12 protein-coding genes are annotated in these 17,564 nt (G+C 69.5%); 9 read left to right on the top strand and 3 right to left on the bottom strand.

The features are described from left to right. Positions 1-29: 29 nt before the first annotated feature. Together ABWV20_RS13955 and ABWV20_RS13950 are read right to left on the bottom strand one after the other, a co-directional pair. Entirely contained in the window at positions 30-4,355 is a 4,326-nt protein-coding gene (locus ABWV20_RS13955; protein ID WP_353356051.1) for an endo-alpha-N-acetylgalactosaminidase family protein, read from the bottom strand. Positions 4,356-4,423: 68 nt separating this feature from the next. After that, entirely contained in the window at positions 4,424-5,731 is a 1,308-nt protein-coding gene (locus tag ABWV20_RS13950; protein WP_353356049.1) for an ROK family transcriptional regulator, read from the bottom strand. 161 nt (positions 5,732-5,892) lie between these two features. Here ABWV20_RS13950 and ABWV20_RS13945 point away from each other — a divergent pair, with 161 nt between their 5' ends. The 7 genes from ABWV20_RS13945 to ABWV20_RS13915 all read left to right on the top strand — a co-directional run bounded on the left by ABWV20_RS13945 (position 5,893) and on the right by ABWV20_RS13915 (position 13,649). Next, entirely contained in the window at positions 5,893-7,221 is a 1,329-nt protein-coding gene (locus ABWV20_RS13945; protein ID WP_353356047.1) for an ABC transporter substrate-binding protein, read from the top strand. A 69-nt stretch (positions 7,222-7,290) separates the two neighbouring features. Continuing rightward, positions 7,291-8,283 carry a carbohydrate ABC transporter permease gene (locus ABWV20_RS13940; RefSeq protein ID WP_353356045.1) on the top strand — a complete coding sequence of 331 codons (993 nt, stop codon included), beginning with the start codon at positions 7,291-7,293 and terminating at the stop codon, positions 8,281-8,283. A 1-nt stretch (position 8,284) separates the two neighbouring features. Next, the gene (locus tag ABWV20_RS13935; RefSeq protein WP_353356043.1) at positions 8,285-9,157 is read left to right on the top strand and encodes a carbohydrate ABC transporter permease; all 873 of its coding nucleotides are present in this window, start codon (positions 8,285-8,287) and stop codon (positions 9,155-9,157) included. A gap of 159 nt (positions 9,158-9,316) precedes the next feature. Further along, positions 9,317-10,597: an ABC transporter substrate-binding protein gene (locus ABWV20_RS13930; protein WP_353356040.1), complete on the top strand. Its 1,281-nt coding sequence runs from the start codon at positions 9,317-9,319 to the stop codon at positions 10,595-10,597. Further along, a complete protein-coding gene (locus ABWV20_RS13925) occupies positions 10,594-11,499 on the top strand; it encodes a carbohydrate ABC transporter permease (RefSeq protein ID WP_353356038.1) in 906 nt (301 codons plus the stop codon). Before ABWV20_RS13930 ends, ABWV20_RS13925 begins: the two co-directional genes overlap by 4 nt. Next, positions 11,492-12,403 (top strand): carbohydrate ABC transporter permease, encoded by a 912-nt coding sequence (locus tag ABWV20_RS13920; protein WP_353356036.1) that lies wholly within the window; start codon positions 11,492-11,494, stop codon positions 12,401-12,403. The genes ABWV20_RS13925 and ABWV20_RS13920 overlap by 8 nt, the downstream gene beginning before the upstream one ends. A 49-nt stretch (positions 12,404-12,452) precedes the next feature. Further along, complete coding sequence (locus ABWV20_RS13915; protein WP_353356034.1) at positions 12,453-13,649, top strand: Gfo/Idh/MocA family protein; 1,197 nt, start codon at positions 12,453-12,455, stop codon at positions 13,647-13,649. 21 nt (positions 13,650-13,670) lie between these two features. On the opposite strand, the gene ABWV20_RS13910 is transcribed toward ABWV20_RS13915, so the two are convergent. Next, positions 13,671-14,699, bottom strand: a complete 1,029-nt coding sequence (locus ABWV20_RS13910; RefSeq protein ID WP_353356032.1) for an Lrp/AsnC family transcriptional regulator — start codon at positions 14,697-14,699, stop codon at positions 13,671-13,673. A 133-nt stretch (positions 14,700-14,832) separates the two neighbouring features. On the opposite strand from ABWV20_RS13910, the gene ABWV20_RS13905 reads away from it, so the two are divergent. Both ABWV20_RS13905 and ABWV20_RS13900 read left to right on the top strand, forming a co-directional pair. Further along, complete coding sequence (locus ABWV20_RS13905) at positions 14,833-16,053, top strand: amidohydrolase (protein WP_353356030.1); 1,221 nt, start codon at positions 14,833-14,835, stop codon at positions 16,051-16,053. Then, on the top strand, positions 16,050-17,564 hold the full coding sequence (locus tag ABWV20_RS13900; RefSeq protein ID WP_353356028.1) for an MFS transporter: 1,515 nt from the start codon (positions 16,050-16,052) through the stop codon (positions 17,562-17,564). The genes ABWV20_RS13905 and ABWV20_RS13900 overlap by 4 nt, the downstream gene beginning before the upstream one ends.

Raw genomic sequence — 17,564 nt, 5'->3', positions numbered from 1 at the left:
CTGCCTCCGGCCCGCCGCTGGTGGCTACGTCACGTGGTGGGGACGTAGAACTGGAGCTCCGCCACGGCGGCGAACGGCAGCCCGTTGATCGCGTTGAGCCCGACCACCTTGACGTAGCGCGCCGTCGTCGGCCCCGCGAAGCGGACCATCTGGGGCGCCGTGGTCTCGGTGAAGGTGCCCTTGGCGACCGGCTGCCCCCACGAGGTGCCGTCGCTCGAGACGTAGACCTCGTAGTCCTTGATCCGACCGTTGCTGCCCGTGGGGCGGCCCTGGACGGAGATCGCCGTGAGATCGTGGCTTGCGCCGAGGTCGACGGCGATGTGGTGCGGATAGCCGGTGACCTGCGCGTACCACTCCGTGTGCCAGATCGTGGATGGGTCCTCGTCGATGGCGTTCGTCGCCGCCCCGTTCTCGCCCTCGAGCTCCTGGGAGTCGAACGAGTGGATCGACATCCCCGCCTTGGGCAGCGCCGTCGGGGGCTCGTTGACGCGCAGCCCCCAGACGTTGAGCTCGCTCGCGCCGCCGTAGGGGGCGCCGTTGATTGAGCTGAGGCCGACGAGCTTGACGTAGCGGCCCTGCTTCGCGGTGAACTCGAGGTGCTGGACGTCGGCGGTGCTCGCGAAGGTGCCCTTCGTGACCGGGTCGCCCCACGTGCGGTTGTCGGTGCTGACGTACAGCTCGTATTCCTTCATCGACCCGTTGCCGACCCGGACCTGGTAGTCGAAACCGTCGACCGCGTAGTCCTCACCGAGGTCCACGGTGATCCAGTGCGGGTAGGGGGCCGGCTCGCTGGTCGTCGACCACGCCGAGTGCCACATCGTCGACGCCTTGCCGTCGATGGCGGCGGCGGGCGACCCGTCACCGGAGCCCGGCTCGGTGTCGCTGACGCCGCCGATGGACAGGCGCGACTGGGGGATCTTCCCGGGGGGCAGGGTGGTGAAGCTCGCGGCCGACTCGACCGTCCGCGTCACCCCGTCGATGCCGTATGCCGCTCGGCCCGTCAGCTGGTGGCTGCCCGGTTGCGTCGTGGCCGGGACCACGACCCGCCACGTCGTCTTGACGGTGACGTCGGCGGCCGCCTGCTCCTCGTGGTTGGTGAAGGTCGTGGTGAAGGCGTTGGCCTCGCCGGGGACGAGTCCGCTCGACGGGCCGGTCACCTCGAGCCGGGCGCAGGCACCGGGGGTCTCCGCGGCGCCCAGGTCGGTGACCCGCAGGTTGTCGAGGATGAAGTCGGCCTGGGTGCCCCCCACGGGGTGGCGACGCAGTCCGATGAACGCGTCGCCGCAGGCGCCGGTCGTCAGCTCCTGCGAGAAGCGCTTCGTCGTGCGCTGCCGGCCGAACGTCGTGGTCGTCAGCTCGGCTGTCGTCGTGCGTCCGTCGGCGACCTGGTCGACTCCGGTGACGAACGAGTAGGCACCGGCCGTGGCGTTCTGGTAGTCGAACTCCACGCGGTAGCGGTGCCCGGGCTCGAAGGGCAGGGTCCCGGCCCAGGTCCGATAGACGAGGCCGCTGGCCTCCTCGTGGGCCTTCAGGGACCACTCGCCGTCGAGCACGTCGTCGACGAGCTTTCCGTTCCAGCCCGCCTGGGTGTACGGCGCGTGGATGCGGGCGATGTGGGTGCGCGCGTCGCCGCCGGACTGGGCCGGTCCGGAGACGAAGGGCAGCCAGCCCTGGTCGACGCCCTCGTAGTCCTGCTGGGCGACGACCGTCCCGGCGGGTGCGGCCTCGGTGGTCGGCACGACCCGGACGTCGTCGACCTGCACGGCCGCCTTGCCGCTCGCGACCGCGACCCTGAGAAGGGCCCGGCCGCTCCTGGGAGCGGTGAAGATGACCCGGACGCGCTGGTAGCTGGTGCCCTTGAGCTCGTTGGACGCCTCGCTGTTGGTCACGGTGGAACGCTGGATGGTGTTGCTCGCGTCGACCCCGTCGCCGGTGATGGAGAGGGTCGTGGCGCGGGAGCCGCCCGGCTGGACCTGGACCCAGGCGGACGCGGCGTAGCGCTTGCCCGCCGAGAGACCGGTGAGCTCCTGGGCGATGGACGAAGCGCCTCCGGCGCCGAGCTGGACGACTCGCTGGCCCGTCGGCAGGTGCTCCTGGGTCACGTCGCCCTTCGGGTTCCAGACGTCGAGCTCCTTCGCGTTGAACCCGGGGTCCTTGACGAGCGTGCCCTGGCCGTACTGCGGGTCGGCCTGGGTGGGCACGGTCGCCGGGTAGAGCACGTAGGCCGTTCCGGGCTTGGCGGTGAGGGTCACCGTGCCGTCCCGGTTGGCCACGGTGCCGATCCGGGTCCGGCCGGTCTCGCCGAGCTGGTGGACCGAGAACGACGAGGCCCCGCGGAGGCTGTCCGGCAGCTGCCACGTCGTCGTCCCGCCCTTGGCGTTCCAGTGGTAGGCCTTGGTGGGCTTGCTGGGCGAGGTCTCGCCCCAGGGCAGCAGGTAGGAGTCTCCGTCGAGGACCTTCGCGCCGCCGACGAAGAGCCGGCGGGTGCCGGACGCGTCGGTGCCGCGGACCCCGTCGGTGAAGTGGATGTCGACCGACCCGTCCTTGTCACTGGACCACTTCGTGATGTCGAAGTGCTGGAGGAACTTCGTGGGGAGCTGGTTGGTCCAGACGTTGGTCATCAGGGCGTTCCAGTTGCGGTGCGCCGTCCAGCCCTCGGCCTCGACGATCGTCGATCCGCCGAGCACCGGGTGGGGGTTCCACACGTCCTTCTGGGCGTTCCGGATGAAGCGGACGATGGTGCTGTTGACGCCCTTGTTGCTCGCACCGCCGTAGTTGCGGTCGACGGCCCAGTGCGCCCAGATGTTGTCGCGCTCCATGGTGTAGGCCCACTCGGACCCCATCTGCCAGCCCTGCTCGCGCAGTGCGGCATTCATCGAGTCGGGAATCCAGCCGAAGCCCCAGTAGACGTCCCAGTAGAGGAAGTCGAGGTTGCCCCTGGTCTCGTCGTGCAGGCGTTGGGTGCGGGCGAGGAGGTCGCCGGAGGTGAGGTCCGGCCGCTGGTTGATGTAGTACGCCTGGTTGAGCCAGTTCCAGCCGGGGGCGCTCTTGTCGACGAGCTTCTCGCTGAAGGCTCGGGCCTCGGCGTAGGCCTCGGTGGCGTTGACGTGGACGCCGAAGTCGGCTCCCCACTTGTCCCCCTCGACGAGGAGGGTGTTGAGGTCCTTGAGGCCGCCGGCGCGCTCGTTGTAGTTGCCGCCGTAGTCGGGGTGGGCGCTGTCGTGCCCCTCCGCGGCGTAGCCCTTGAGGAGGGCGAACTGTCCCAGCCCGTCGGTGGCCAGGGAGATCCGCTTCGTGTCGTCGAGCGTGCGCAGGAAGGGGTGGGTGGCGAGGCTGCTGAAGTTGAAAGGAATCCGCTGGACGACGCGGTCGGGAACCTGCGCCGATCCGGCCGGGACGTGGGCGATCTCGCGGAACGCGACGGCTCCGTCCTGCCAGTCGACCTTGGAGTCGTCGTTGCGGTCGGCGGTGACGACGACCTTGGCCCAAGGGAGCTCACTCTGCTCGGGCGCGCCGTCGCCGCGGACCGTCCACTGGCCCGGGGTGATGCCGACCCGTCTGGTGCCGTCGGCTGCCGCGCGGAGCTGGTGCCAGAGGCGCCCGTTGTCCATCCGCGTCGCACCGGTGGGCTTGTCGTACGTGCCGTTCGTCTCGACGCTGGCGGCGAGCTGCGCCGTGTTGAGGATGCCGTAGGCGGCACCGACCGGCGCTGACTGAGGCGCGTCGGCGCCGGTGACCGGACGGATGACGTCGGCGTTGCGGGTGGAGTTGGTGTCGATGGTGGTGAATGCGCTGGTGGCGCCAGGCTGGGCGCTGGACACGGACACGAGGTCGAGGCCGGGGACGTCGATGGTGCCGACGACGACCTTGTCCGAGTCGGTGACCTTGGTGACCCGCCAGGTGAGGACATGGCCCTCGACGGAGACGGTGAGCTCGATCCCCACACCGGGCAGGTCGGGGAAGGTGACGCGGTATGCCGCTGAGCTCGCTGCCGTGGTCACCGTGGCCTCCGCGGTCCGCGGGGTGCCGTTGACGGTGATCGAGCGGACGGGGTCGGGCTGGCCCCCGAGCGTGGCGCCGGAGGCCACGTCGCGGTAGCCGAGGACCTGGGGGAAGTCGCGGTCGAGGGTCACCTCGAGGGCCGCCGAGGCGATGGCGACCGCCGTGCTGTCGCTGGTGGAGGTGCTGGTGGAGGTGCTGCTGGAGGTGCTGGTGGAGGTGCTCGTGGCCGGGTCGCTGGGACTGGCGTGTGCCGCGGGGGCGAGGGCCGGGCCGGTGAGGCCGGTGAGCCCGACGACACATGCTCCGAGACCTGCGACGACCCGCCACGACAGTGTGGTGCTGGATCTGTGCATGAGATCAATGCCTTCCAGTCAATACGTTCGTACAGTGAACGAAGTATTTGATCGGACGGCTCCGGGTGTCAACCTCTCGGCGAGATGTGCGCAGTCCCGACGAGGGTCGGGTCGTCGAAAACCGTCTCGAGGGCGACGATCGCGCCTCCGCGGGCCGTCGAGCTCATGCCGAGGCGGGACACGACGAGTCGGGCACCGCTGCCCTCGTCCATGCGCCGGGCCTCGAGGGCTGCGCCCAGTGGCTCGAGGAGGTAGTCGCCGAAGAAGGCGAAGTAGCCGCCGAGGACGATGACCCGGGGGTTGAGGACGTCGACGAGGATCGACAGCCCCCGGCCCAGGTGGTCGGTGATCGTGCGCAGCGCCTGCAGGGTGCGCTCGTCCCCGGCGTCGGCGCGCGCATGGAGCGTGTGCAGGCGGTCCTCGAGCGGGCGGCTCGGGTCGTGCACCTCGTCGTCCTCGGAGGCTGCCAGCCGGAGGAACGCCGCGAGCCCGACGATGGTCTCCCAGCATCCGGTGCGCCCGCAGCCGCACTGACGTCCCTCGGGGTCGAGGGGCAGGTGGCCCACCTCGCCGGAGAAGCCCGACCAGCCGCGGATGAGCTGGCCCTCCGCGATGATGCCCGCGCCGACCCCGACGTCGCCGGAGAGGTAGAGCAGGTCGTCGACGCCGTCGGACGCATGCGTGGCGTACTCGGCGACCGCCCCGAGCTTCGCGTCGTTCTCCAGGTGGATCGGGGGTGCGTCCGGACCGATGCGGTGCGAGAGCTCCGAGACGATGGGAATGCTGCGCCAGCCGAGGTTGGGGGCGAACCGGACGGCGCCGGCGTCGTAGTCGATGACGCCGGGCGGGGAGACGGTCAGACCGATGACCATGAGGCCCGCCTCGCGGATGGAGTCGAGCATGCGGTTGACGAGCGAGGCGACCCGGTCGAGGACGGCCTCGACCGAGAGCCGCGGCACGTCGATGGGGGTCGCCGACTCCCGGATGACACTCCCGGCCAGGTCGACCGCGGCGAGGGAGATGTAGTCGACGTTGATCTCGACGCCGACACCGCACACGCGCCGGCCGTCGAGGTCGACGGTGAGGCCGGGGCGGCCCACCGTCCCGGCCCGGTCGAGCTGGCCCTCCCGGACGAGCCCCCGCTCGGCGAGGTCGCCGATGAGGCTCGACATGGTTGCCTTCGACAGACCCGTCTCGGCGGCGAGGCGGGCCCGTGACCGGCCGCCGTGGGCGCGGAGGTGGCGCAGGATGAGACCCATGTTGGCGGACCGCATCTGGGCCTGGTCGACCCGACCTGCCCGGGGAGCGGGCCGCGCCGCGGCGCGACGCGACTGGCTTGGGGTCGACGTGGCTGCCGAGCGGGTGGTCGATGTCATGGTGTCCTCCTTCACCGGATCCTGCCACGTGGCCGAGCCTCCGGTCGGACGACGATGACATTAAGGCATTGACTTTGGCAAACTTAGTTAGGACACTGGCCGAACGAATCGGGATCGCCGTCGTCCCATCCGGGTCGGCATCGCAGAAAGCAGAGTTGCTCATGTCCTCACGCACGGCTCGGGCCGCTGGCTCCCTCGCCGCCGCCGTCTCGCTCTCCCTCGTCGCGGCGTGTTCCTCAGGAACCCCGGCCGGCCCGGGCGCCGCACCGGGGGCGGCGCCGTCGTCGGCCGCTCCGGTCACCATCGAGTACCTCCACCGACTGCCCGACGGAGAAGGGATGACGAAGGTCGCGGACGTCATCGCGACGTGGAACTCCGAGCACCCGGACGTGCAGGTCACCGCCACGAAGTTCGACGGCAAGGCCGCCGAGATGATCACCAAGCTGGAGGCGGACGTCAACGCGGGCACGGCTCCCTGCCTGGCGCAGGCCGGCTACGCCGAGGTTCCCTCCCTCTTCACCAAGGGGCTGCTCCAGGACGTCACCGCCGAGGCGGAGAAGTACCGGGCCAGCTTCTCCGAGGGCGCCTTCACCCTCATGACCGTCGGTGGCAAGGCCGTGGGACTGCCGCAGGACGGTGGCCCGCTCGTCTACTACTACAACAAGGCGGAGTTCGAGAAGCTGGGCCTCGGCGTGCCCACCACTGCCGACGAGTTCACCGCGGCCGCCGGCAAGGCCGCTGCGAAGGGCAAGTACATCGCGGCCTTCCAGCCCGACGAGGCGCAGTACTCGCTCTCGGCTCAAGCCGCCGCGGCGGGCGCGACGTGGTACTCGGCCGAGAACGACCAGTGGAAGGTCGACGCGGCCGGGTCCGGCAGCCAGGCGGTGGCCGCGTTCTGGCAGGCCCTGCTCGACTCCAAGTCCGCCATCGTCGAGAACCGCTGGGGCGACGGCTTCAAGAAGGCGCTGACCGACCAGAAGCTCATCGGCACCATCGGGGCCGCGTGGGAGGCGCCGCTGCTCGCCGGCGACATGGCTGGGAGCAAGAACGAGGGTCAGTGGGCGGTCGCCCAGCTCCCGCAGCTCGGCGACACGCCGATGTCCGGTCCTGATGGGGGCTCCGGCGTGGTCGTGCTCAAGGGATGCCCGGCGCCCGCCCAGGCGATGGAGTTCAACAACTGGTTCAACACCCAGATCGACGCACTCGTGTCGCAGGGGCTGGTCGTGGCCGCCAAGGGCGCGATGCAGACCCCCGAGCCGGTCAAGGCGTTCTACGGAGGCCAGGACGTCTTCGCGGAGCTGGCCAAGGCCAACGAGGCGCTCAACCCGAACTTCCCCTACATCCCGACGTTCCCGGCCATCGGCGCCGACATGGCGCAGGCCGCCGACCGGGCCGGCAAGGGCGAGGGCAAGGTGGCCGACGTCTTCACGGCCGCCCAGCAGGCCTCGGTCGCATCCCTCAAGGACGCGGGCCTGCCGGTCGCGGAATGATGCCAGTGCAACCGGCCGGGCGGGCACGCACCGCCCGGCCGGTGGCACAGCGGCCCGACGAGGAGGACCATGACCGCGACACGCACGGCTGACGTCGTCGGCCCGACCCTCGCCGACCGCCATCCGGGTGGACGTGGCGCGGACCACGAGGCGCACAACCGGGCCAGGCGACGGCGTGAGGCCCGGACCGGCCTCGCGTTCATCGCTCCGTTCTCGCTGCTCTTCCTCGTCTGCTTCGTCGTGCCGATCCTCGTCAGCATCCGGTCCTCGGTCTACCGCGCGAAGCCGACGGAAGGAGGGCTCTACGGCGGCGGGCAGCTCGTCGACACCTTCGTCGGAGGCGAGAACTACGCCCAGGTCCTCGGCAACAGGCTCTTCTGGGACGGCATGGGCCGCGTCCTGCTCTTCGGCGCGGTCCAGATCCCCATCATGATCGGCGGGGCGCTCGCTCTCGCACTCCTGCTCGACTCACTACTCGTGCGGCGGGTCACCATCTTCCGGCTCGGCTACTTCCTGCCCTACGCGATCCCCGGCGTCGTCGCAGCGCTGGTCTGGACCTACATCTACAGCCCTCGCATGTCGCCCATCAACCAGGCTCTCGAGGTCGTCGGCGGCGGCATCGACTTCTTCGCTCCGGGCACCATCCTCGGCTCGATGGCCAACATGACGACGTGGACCTTCACCGGCTACAACATGCTGATCTTCCTCGCTGCGCTCCAGGCGATCCCGGGTGAGCTCTACGAGGCAGCCCGGATCGACGGGGCCGGCGAGTGGGCGATCGTCCGCAGGATCAAGGTGCCGCTCGTCGGTCCAGCGACGATGCTGGCCGTGCTCCTGTCGATCATCGGCACGATCCAGCTCTTCAACGAGCCCACCGTGCTCGCGGCCGTCAACCCGTGGATGGGCAAGGCCTACACGCCCATGATGATGGCCTACAACTCGATGACCGGCGGGGTGTCCCCCTCCGGGGCCGGCCCGGCCTCGGCGATCTCCATCGTCATGGCCGTCGGGGCCGGGTTGCTCGCAGCCGGCTACGCCTTCCTCCAGCGAAGGAGCGTCTGACATGGGCAACCACAGGCAGGCCCGATCCGACGTGCCTCCGTCCCTCCGGCCATCCCGACCCGCTCGCATCCTCACGTGGGCCGTGCTCGCGCTGGCGCTCGCCTACTTCCTCGGCCCGGTCTACTGGCTCGTCCTCTCGTCGACGAAGAGCAACGGTGACCTCTTCAGCACGAGTGGTCTGCTCCCGGCCGACAACCACATCGCGGCGAACTACTCCGCCCTGATGTCCTGGACCCAGGGCAACTTCTGGCGCTGGGTGGCCAACTCCATCGCCTACTCCGCCGCTGCCGGTGCGGCGGGCACGCTCCTGTCGGTGAGCGCCGGCTACGGCCTGGCGAAGTTCCGGATCCCCGGCAAGGGGGCGATGCAGGTCGCCCTGCTGGCCGGGCTCCTCCTGCCGATCTCCCTGCTCACCGTGCCGCTGTACCTCGTCTTCCACGGGGTCGGCCTGGTCAACACCCCCTGGGCCGTCATCATCCCCTCCTGCGTCAGCCCTTTCGGGGTCTTCCTCGGGCGGATCTACGTCGAGTCGTCCGTCCCCGACGAGATCATCGAGGCGGCCCGGCTCGACGGTGCCAGCGAGGCCCGCACCTTCTTCACCGTCGTCCTGCGGCTGCTCGCCCCGGCGATGGTGACGATCTTCCTGTTCATCTTCGTGGCGACGTGGAACAACTTCCTGCTCCCGCTGATGATGATCACCTCGCCGGAGCTCAAGCCGGTGACTCTCGGCCTCTACGGGATGATGAGCTACTTCAACCCCCAGTACGGCGCCGTCCTCCAAGGGGCGCTGCTCGGCGTGCTTCCCCTCGTCGCGCTCTTCCTCGGCCTCCAGCGGTACTGGCGCGCCGGTCTCGCCAGCGGCTCCGTCAAGTAGGGCGACCCCCGAAAGCCAGCCCAGCGGCATACGGCAGCTGGGTTTGTTGGCCCAGGATGTTGACAGGTGACTGATTCTGCTCAATTGTTGTCGCCGGCAATCAGAAATGATCAGCCCTCTGTCCAGCCCACCGTTGTGCCCGGTTCACGAGGAGATTCGATGCGCCCTGCCCGCCTGCTCGCCCTGTCCGCCCTGTCCGCCGCCCTGGTGCTCGGCCTCACCGGCTGTGGCTCGGGGGGAGGTGACCCCGCACGCGCCGAAGGGGGCGGCCCGGCGACGATCTCCTACGGCATCTGGGACAAGAACCAGGCCCCGGCGATGCAGAAGATCATCGACGAGTTCCGGACCGCCAACCCCGACATCACCGTCAAGCTCCAGGTCACGCCCTACAAGCAGTACTGGACGACGCTGCAGACCGCCGCCACCGGCGGAGGCGCACCCGACGTCTTCTGGATGAACGGCCCCAACATCAAGCTCTACGCCGGCAACGGCCAGCTGCTCCCGCTCGACGGGACGATCAAGGACGGCGGCCTCAACCTCGCCGACTACCCGGCCTCGCTCGTCGACCTCTACACGTGGGACGGCAAGACCTACGGGATTCCGAAGGACTTCGACACCATCGGGGTCTGGTACAACAAGTCGCTCTTCGACGCAGCCGGCGTCGAGCACCCCACGGACGACTGGACGTGGGCCGACTTCCAGGCCACCGCCCGCAAGCTGACCGACCCGGCCAAGGGCATCTACGGTGCCGCCGCGCCGGTCGAGAACCAAGCCGGCTACTACGACACGATCCACTCGGCGGGCGGCGAGATCATCTCCGCCGACGGCGCCGCCTCGGGCTACGGCTCCCCGGAGGCGCTCCAGGGCATCGAGTTCTGGACCTCGCTCGTCAAGGACGGCGCCTCGCCGACCGTCCAGCAGATGACCGACACGTCCCCCTACGACATGTTCAAGGCCGGCAAGATCGCCATGCTGTGGAACGGCTCCTGGGCCGCCGGTGAGTACCACGGCATCGCCGAGCTGAAGGACACCGTCGACGTCGTGCGGATCCCCGCCGGGCCGAAGGGCTCGATCTCCGTCATCCACGGCCTCGGCAACGTGGTCTATGCCAAGACGAAGCACCCCGAGGCGGCCCAGAAGTTCCTCAGCTTCCTCGGCACCCGGCGCGCCGCCGAGATCCAGGCCGAGACGGGAGCGGTGATCCCGGCCTTCAACGGCACCCAGCAGAAGTGGGTCGACGCCATGCCGCAGTTCAACCTCAAGGCCTACATCGACGAGGTGCCGGACGCCGCTGCCTACCCGGTCTCCAAGGAGACCAAGACGTGGAACACCCTCGAGACCGAGATCCTCACCAAGGTGTGGACCGGCGAGGTCGACGCCGCCACCGGGCTGAAGGACCTCGCCACCCAGATGGACGCCGCCCTCGCCAAGGAGCAGTGACCGACGTGTCGCAGGGAATGTCGAGGATGCGCCGCAACGACCTGTTCTGGGCCGCGGTCTTCATCACGCCCACCTTCCTCGGGCTTCTCGTCTTCTACATGTGGCCGGTGCTGCGGACGCTGTTCATCTCCTTCACGGAGACCGGACCGTTCGGCGGCTCGGAGTGGGTCGGGCTCGACAACTACGTCTCGCTCGCGCAGGACTCAGCCCTGTGGTCGACCCTGTGGAACACGCTGAAGTTCACGCTCGTGGCGCTCCTCGGCATTCCCATCGCACTCGTCGTCGCGGGACTGCTCAGCACTCCGGGGCTCCGCGGCGTCAAGGTCTATCGCGTCATCTACTTCCTCCCGGTCGTGACCATGCCGGCGGCCGTCGGGCTCATCTGGCGCACGCTCTACAACGGTGAGGTCGGCGTCGTCAACGCGATCCTCGGGGCGGTCGGGCTGAGCGGGACCAACTGGCTGTCGAACCCGGCGACCGCGCTCTACGCCGTCGCCGTCGTCGGCATCTGGCTCGGGCTGGGCACCCAGATCGTCATCTTCCTCGCCGCCATCCAAGGCGTCCCCAAGGACCTGTACGAGGCGGCGCAGCTCGACGGCGCCGGGCGGGTCCGCCAGTTCTGGTCGGTCACGCTGCCCTCGATCAGCCCGAGCGTCTTCTTCATCTCGGTCCTCGCCGTCATCGGCGCCCTCCAGACCTTCGACCTGATCTTCGTCATGACGGGCACGTCCAACCCGGCCTACCCGCAGACCGAGACGATCGTCGCGCAGTTCTACCAACGCGGTTTCGTCGACAACCAGCAGGGCTACGCCGCAGCGATCGCCTTCCTGCTGCTCGTCGTCATCGTGGCGGTCACGGCCGCGCAGTTCCGCCTGCAGAAGAAGTGGGTCCACTATGTCTGACACCCTCGAGCACACGAAGCAGCCGTATGCCGCTGAGCGCGCTGCCGCTCGCCCGCCGAGCCAGGCGCCGGCCGAGTCCCGCCGCCGGCGGCTGCCCGAGCACCTCGGCGTGCACGCAGTCCTCCTCCTCGGGTCCGTCGTCATGCTCGGACCGTTCTTCTGGGAGGTGTCGACGTCTCTGAAGACGCTGGGGGAGACGTTGGTGCTGCCGCCGACCCTGCTCCCGGAGGAACCCCAGTGGTCGAACTACGGGGACGTCTTCGACACGCTCCCGTTCGCCCAGATGTTCGCCAACAGCGTGCTGCTCACGGCAGGGCGGGTCCTGGGGCAGCTCGTCCTCTGCTCGATGGCCGGCTACGCCTTCGCCCGGTTCGAGTTCCGTGGCCGCGGGCTGCTCTTCGGCCTCTTCCTCTCCGTGCTCATGGTGCCGAGCCAGCTCTTCCTGCTTCCCCAGTACGAGATCATCGCCTCCCTGGGCTGGCTCAACACCCTCCAGGCCCTCATCGTGCCCGGGCTGTTCAGTGCCTTCGGCACCTTCCTCATGCGGCAGTTCTTCCTCAGCCTCCCGCGGGAGCTGGAGGAGGCGGCGAAGCTCGATGGCGCGAACCACTGGCAGATCTTCACGCGGATCATGCTGCCGCTGGCCAAGCCCGGGCTCATCGCGCTCACCGTGCTCGACGTGCTCTGGTCGTGGAACGACCTCATGTGGCCGCTCGTGGTCAACAACGACCCGACGGCGATGCCGCTCTCCGTCGGCCTCGCCTCCCTCATCGGGCAGTACCAGGTCAACACGACGACGCTCATGGCGGGGTCCGTCCTCGCGACCATGCCCGTCCTCGTCATGTTCATCATGCTGCAACGCCAGTTCATCCAGGGAATCGCCTTCAGCGGCTCCAAGGGCTGAACGGCCCACGTCACCAGATCGAACCAGACTGAAAGGCAACGCTGTTCACATGAACGACGGCAAGGACTTCCGCATCGGGATCATGGGCTTCGGCCTCCGCGCCAACCTCGCGCAGTACGCGCACCAACCGGGGGCAGGATCGCGGGTCGTCCTCGTCGCCGACGTCCAGGCGCGCGGGCGCGCCGACGCGGTCGAGCGGATCCCCGGCGTCGAGGTCGTCGCCGAGGTGGACGCCCTCCTCGCCCGCCGGGACGAGCTGGATGCCGTGCTCGTCCTCACCCCCGACCACCTGCACGCCGAGCATGCGACCCGCGCGCTCGAGGTGGGGCTTCCCACCTTCGTCGAGAAGCCGATCGCGACGACGCTCGAGGACGCCGACCGGATGCTTGCTGCGGCGGCCCGCACCGGCACGCGGCTATACGTCGGCCACAACATGCGCCACATGCCCGTCGTCGTCGCCATGCGCCGAGTCATCGAGGCAGGGACGATCGGGGACGTCAAGGCGATCTGGTGCCGCCACTTCGTCTCCGCCGGCGGTGACTTCTACTTCAAGGACTGGCATGCCGACCGGAGCAACACCACCGGCCTGCTCCTGCAGAAGGGCGCCCACGACCTTGACGTCATCCACTGGCTGGCCGGCGGCTATACCAGCACCGTCTCTGCGGTCGGGGCGCTCTCCGTCTACGGCAGCATCACGGACCGGCGCGACAACTCCGACCGGCGGATGAGGGACTGGTACTCCCTGGACAACTGGCCGCCCACGGAACAGAAGGACCTGCACCCGGTCGTCGACGTCGAGGACATCTCCCAGGCCAACCTCGTGCTCGACAACGGGGTGCTCGCCTCCTACCAGCAGTGCCACTACACCCCTGACTACTGGCGCAACTACACCGTCATCGGCACCCGAGGCCGGCTGGAGAACTTCGGCGACGGACCCGGCGCCCAGGTCAAGGTGTGGACCAGGCGCACCGACGCCTACACGCCGGACGCCGACGAGGTGATCGAGATCCCGGCGGTCGATGACGCCGGCCACGGAGGGGCCGACCCCCTCCTCATGGCAGAGTTCGTGCGCTATGCCCGCGACGGCGGCCCGACGCTGACCTCACCCATCGCCGCGCGCCAGGCAGTCGCCGCGGGGATCGCCGCCACGGAGTCCTTGCGCAGTGGAGGCGGTGCGGTCGGGGTCGCACCTCTGGCGCCTCGGGTCGCCGCGTGGTTCGAGAACGGGCAGCGGCGGACTGCCTGATCCGGTGCATGCGCCAGCCGGTCAGATCTCCCCGCCCTTGAGGTAGGCGGGCAGCGGGACGAACCCAGCCGCGCACCCGCTCTCGTCCAGCAGCCGCCCCATCAGCTTCACGGTGCGCAGCACGAGCGAGCGGTCCGTGATGTGGACGCCCGGCATCCGCTCCTCGATCGTCGCCTCGAGCCGCTGGACGTCGTCGAGGGTGCGCGTCCACACGTCGACCGCGAGGTCGTACTGGCCGACCATGGCGACGACCGCCCGGGCCTGCTGGAGGGCCGCGATGCGCGCGGCGACGTTGGCGCGCTGCGATGCCGGCGTCTTGAGGAAGTACCAGGTGCACAGCGGGTAGCCGGAGTGGCGCCGGGCCAGCTCGGTGCGGAACCGCAGCCGCCTCGTCCCGATGACGTCCGAGATCAGGTCCCGGGCCCGGCGGGGCCGCACGTCGAGCCGGTCGGCCAGCTCGGACGCCGAGATCCGCCCATCGCGGGCCAGCTCTCGCGCGACGGCCTCGAGCAGCGGCGAGATGCGGGCCCGGTTGGGTGGGGCCAGGTGCGGGGTGAGTCGGTTGCGCTCACCCTCGGTCAGGCCCGGAAGCCGCCAGCTGCTGCCGTCCACGTAGGTCCGGGTGACCGGGTGTGCGTGGACGGAGAGGACGACGCCGAGGGGATGGAGCCGCTCCAGCAGGAGACGCGCGAGGGAGTCCTCATCGCCGGCGATGACCGTCAGGACGAGCTCGCGGCCGCCGGCGGTGAGATCGATGGTCGCGACCTCGGGGACCGCGCAGAGCTCATCGGCGATCGGGAGCACCTGGCCAGGTGGGACCCGCAGCTCGACGAGGGCGACACCGAGACCGAGGGCGCCGGTGCCCGGCTGGAGGTTGGGGGCCACGGTCATCCACCCGGCCCCGGCCTCGGTCAGTCTCGACCAGCGTCGCGCGAGGGTCACCGGACTTCTCTCGAGGGTCGCGCCGAGCTCGGTCCACGACGCCCGGGGGCGCACCTGCAGGGCGGCGATCAGTCGCCGATCATCGGGATCCAGCTCCAGATCCGTCATCGTCACCTCGCTTGGCGACCTCTTCCATCGCGGATGTCCCAGATCGTAGCGCTGTTTCTACTCTCGATACGCCCCTTCAGACCAATCCGTCGGGGCTGACCAGACCGCCAGCCAACTCCTGAGAGGAGACCCCATGTCCGTCGTCGAACAGGTGCTCGGTCGCCTGGATGACACCCGCGCCTGGCAGGAGCCGCTCTATCGCGACCTGCACGCCCACCCGGAGCTGAGCCTGCACGAGGAGCGCACGAGGGCCCTGGTCGCGGAGCGGCTCTGCGCCCTGGGCTGCGACGTCGTCGAGATCGGGGGAGGGGTCGTCGGGGTGCTGGCCAACGGGCCCGGGCCCGTCGTGCTGCACCGCGCCGACATGGACGGCCTGCCGGTCACGGAGGAGACGGGGCTGCCCTACGCCTCGACGGACACCGCGGTTGACGAGTCCGGCGCCACTGTCGGCCTCATGCACGCCTGTGGCCATGACTTCCACGTCGCCAGCCTGCTCGGCGCGGTCGAGCTCCTCGCGTTCGAGCCCGGCGTCTGGTCGGGCACGTTCATCGCCCTCTTCCAGCCGGCCGAGGAGAACGCCGCCGGAGCGCAGGCCATGCTCGACGCCGGTCTGACATCGCTGATTCCCCGGCCGGACGTCGCCTTCGGCCAGCACGTGCTCGGCCACGAGGCCGGCGTGGTGGGTACGCAGTCCGGGCCCGTGCTCTCGGCAGGTGACAGCGTGCGGATCACCGTGTTCGGCAAAGGCTCCCACGGCTCGATGCCGCACCTCGGGGTGGACCCCGTCGTCCTCGCGGCAGCCATCGTCCTCCGGCTGCAGACCGTGGTCGCCCGGGAGGTCGACCCGACGGACTTCGCCGTCCTCACCGTCGGATCGAGCACGGCCGGTACCAAGAGCAACGTCATCCCGGACCGCGCCACCCTGCTGGTCAACCTGCGGGCGTACGACGTCGACGTGCGCGCCCGCGTCATCGCGGCTGTCGAGCGGATCGTCCACGGGGAGTGCGCAGCTGCAGGTTCTCCGCAGCCTCCCACGTTCGAGTACTACGACCAGTTCCCCTTGACCGACAACGAGGCGGATGTGACGGCCACCGTCACCGAGGCCTTCCGTCGCCACTTCGGTCCGGACCGCCTCGTTCCCCTCGGCCGCATCCCGGCGAGCGAGGACTTCAGCCGGGTCCCCGACGCCTTCGGGACCCCCTACACCTACTGGGGTGTGGGCGGGTTCCCGGCCGGACAGGGCGTGCCGAACCATTCCCCGTTCTTCGCCCCTCTCATCCAACCCACGCTCGACACGGGCACCGAGGCGATCGTCGTCGCCGCGCTCGCCTATCTCGGAAAGGACAACCAGTGAGTACAACCCCAGCTGTGGCCGCCCCCGCAGCGAAGCGCACCTTCCAGGGCAACGACCGCCTCCTCACCGGCATCGTGCTGGGGGTGCTCACCTTCTGGCTCTTCGCCGGCACGGTCGGCACGATCGCCCGAGCGATCCTCACCGACATCAATGGCGGCCCGATCGACGACATCGCCCAGCCGCTCGTCAGCCTCAACCAGATGAACCTCGCCGTGTCGATCACGGCGCTCTTCTCCGGCCTGTTCATCGTCGTCTTCGGCGGTCTCGCCGACCGGATCGGTCGCGTCAAGATCGCGATCGCGGGCAATGTGCTGAACATCGCCGGCTCCCTGTTGCTCGCGCTCGCCGCCGGGTCGGCCGCCCTCCCGATGCTGCTCACGGGGCGGGCTCTCCAGGGTCTCTCGGCGGCGTGCATCATGCCGGCGACGATGGCGCTGGTGAAGACGTACTGGGACGGCGCGCAGCGCCAGCGGGCCGTCTCGATGTGGTCGATCGGCTCCTGGGGCGGCTCCGGCGTCGCGGCCATCTTCGGCGGCCTCATCGCCTCCGCCTTCGACTGGCGGGCCATCTTCTACGTGTCGATCGCGGTCTCGCTCCTGGCCATCCACCTGATGCGCGGCACCCCGGAGAGCAAGGCGGACGCCGGCGCGCACCGCAGCCTCGACGTGCCCGGTCTGGCGGTCTTCATGGTCACGGTGCTGGCGCTGATGATCGTGCTGATCTTCGGTCGCCAGATCGGCTGGACCAGCCCGTTGACGCTCGCTCTCGGCGTCGTCGCGGTCGTCGGAGCGGTGGTCTTCGTGCGGATCGAGCGGTCCCGTGCGGTGCCGTTCATCGACTTCGCGCTCTTCCGGAACACCACCTTCACCGGCGCGACGCTCTCGAACTTCCTGCTCAACGGCACGATCGGCCTGCTCATCGTCAGCCAGCAGATGCTCCAGATCGCTCGGCCCGAGCTCTTCGACCCGTGGCGTGCCGGGCTGCTCACCATCGGCTACGCGGTGGCCATCATCGGCTTCATCCGAGTGGGGGAGAAGCTGCTGCGCCGCTTCGGTCCTCGCAAGCCGATGCTGTGGGGTTCGGCCATCGTGGGCCTGGCCTGCCTGGCCCTCATCCCGACCAACCTGCTCGTCGGCCAGTACCAGGTGCTCGCGGTCGTCGCCTACACGCTCTTCGGCATCGGGCTGGCCTTCTACGCAACGCCCTCCACCGACGCGGCGCTGTCGAACCTTCCACCGGCCCAGGCTGGTGCCGGGGCCGGGATCTACAAGATGGCCTCGTCGCTGGGCGGGGCGATCGGCGCGGCGATCTCGCTGACGATCTTCACCTCGTTCCTCTCCCCGGGCGTCTCCGTCCTCGGCGACATCCTCGTCACGCAGGGCATCCAGTCCAATGCAGCGATTCGTCAGGCCGGCGCCGCAACCTTCCTCTTCAACCTGGTGATCGTCCTCGTGGCCATCGCCTCGATCGTCGTCACCGTGCCGAAGGGACGGAAGTACAACGACGACTGA

It is taken from the genome of Intrasporangium sp. DVR (genome assembly GCF_040365325.1).
GTDB lineage: Bacteria > Actinomycetota > Actinomycetes > Actinomycetales > Dermatophilaceae > Intrasporangium.
This window is presented reverse-complemented; position numbering and strand designations above follow the sequence as displayed.

Bases quoted from the DNA above. Each gene is read 5' to 3' on its own strand.
- ABWV20_RS13955 (WP_353356051.1), bottom strand. From the start codon at position 4,355: ATGCACAGATCCAGCACCACACTGTCGTGGCGGGTCGTCGCAGGTCTC.
- ABWV20_RS13950 (WP_353356049.1), bottom strand. From the start codon at position 5,731: ATGACATCGACCACCCGCTCGGCAGCCACGTCGACCCCAAGCCAGTCG.
- ABWV20_RS13945 (WP_353356047.1), top strand. From the start codon at position 5,893: ATGTCCTCACGCACGGCTCGGGCCGCTGGCTCCCTCGCCGCCGCCGTC.
- ABWV20_RS13940 (WP_353356045.1), top strand. From the start codon at position 7,291: ATGACCGCGACACGCACGGCTGACGTCGTCGGCCCGACCCTCGCCGAC.
- ABWV20_RS13935 (WP_353356043.1), top strand. From the start codon at position 8,285: ATGGGCAACCACAGGCAGGCCCGATCCGACGTGCCTCCGTCCCTCCGG.
- ABWV20_RS13930 (WP_353356040.1), top strand. From the start codon at position 9,317: ATGCGCCCTGCCCGCCTGCTCGCCCTGTCCGCCCTGTCCGCCGCCCTG.
- ABWV20_RS13920 (WP_353356036.1), top strand. From the start codon at position 11,492: ATGTCTGACACCCTCGAGCACACGAAGCAGCCGTATGCCGCTGAGCGC.
- ABWV20_RS13915 (WP_353356034.1), top strand. From the start codon at position 12,453: ATGAACGACGGCAAGGACTTCCGCATCGGGATCATGGGCTTCGGCCTC.
- ABWV20_RS13910 (WP_353356032.1), bottom strand. From the start codon at position 14,699: ATGACGGATCTGGAGCTGGATCCCGATGATCGGCGACTGATCGCCGCC.
- ABWV20_RS13905 (WP_353356030.1), top strand. From the start codon at position 14,833: ATGTCCGTCGTCGAACAGGTGCTCGGTCGCCTGGATGACACCCGCGCC.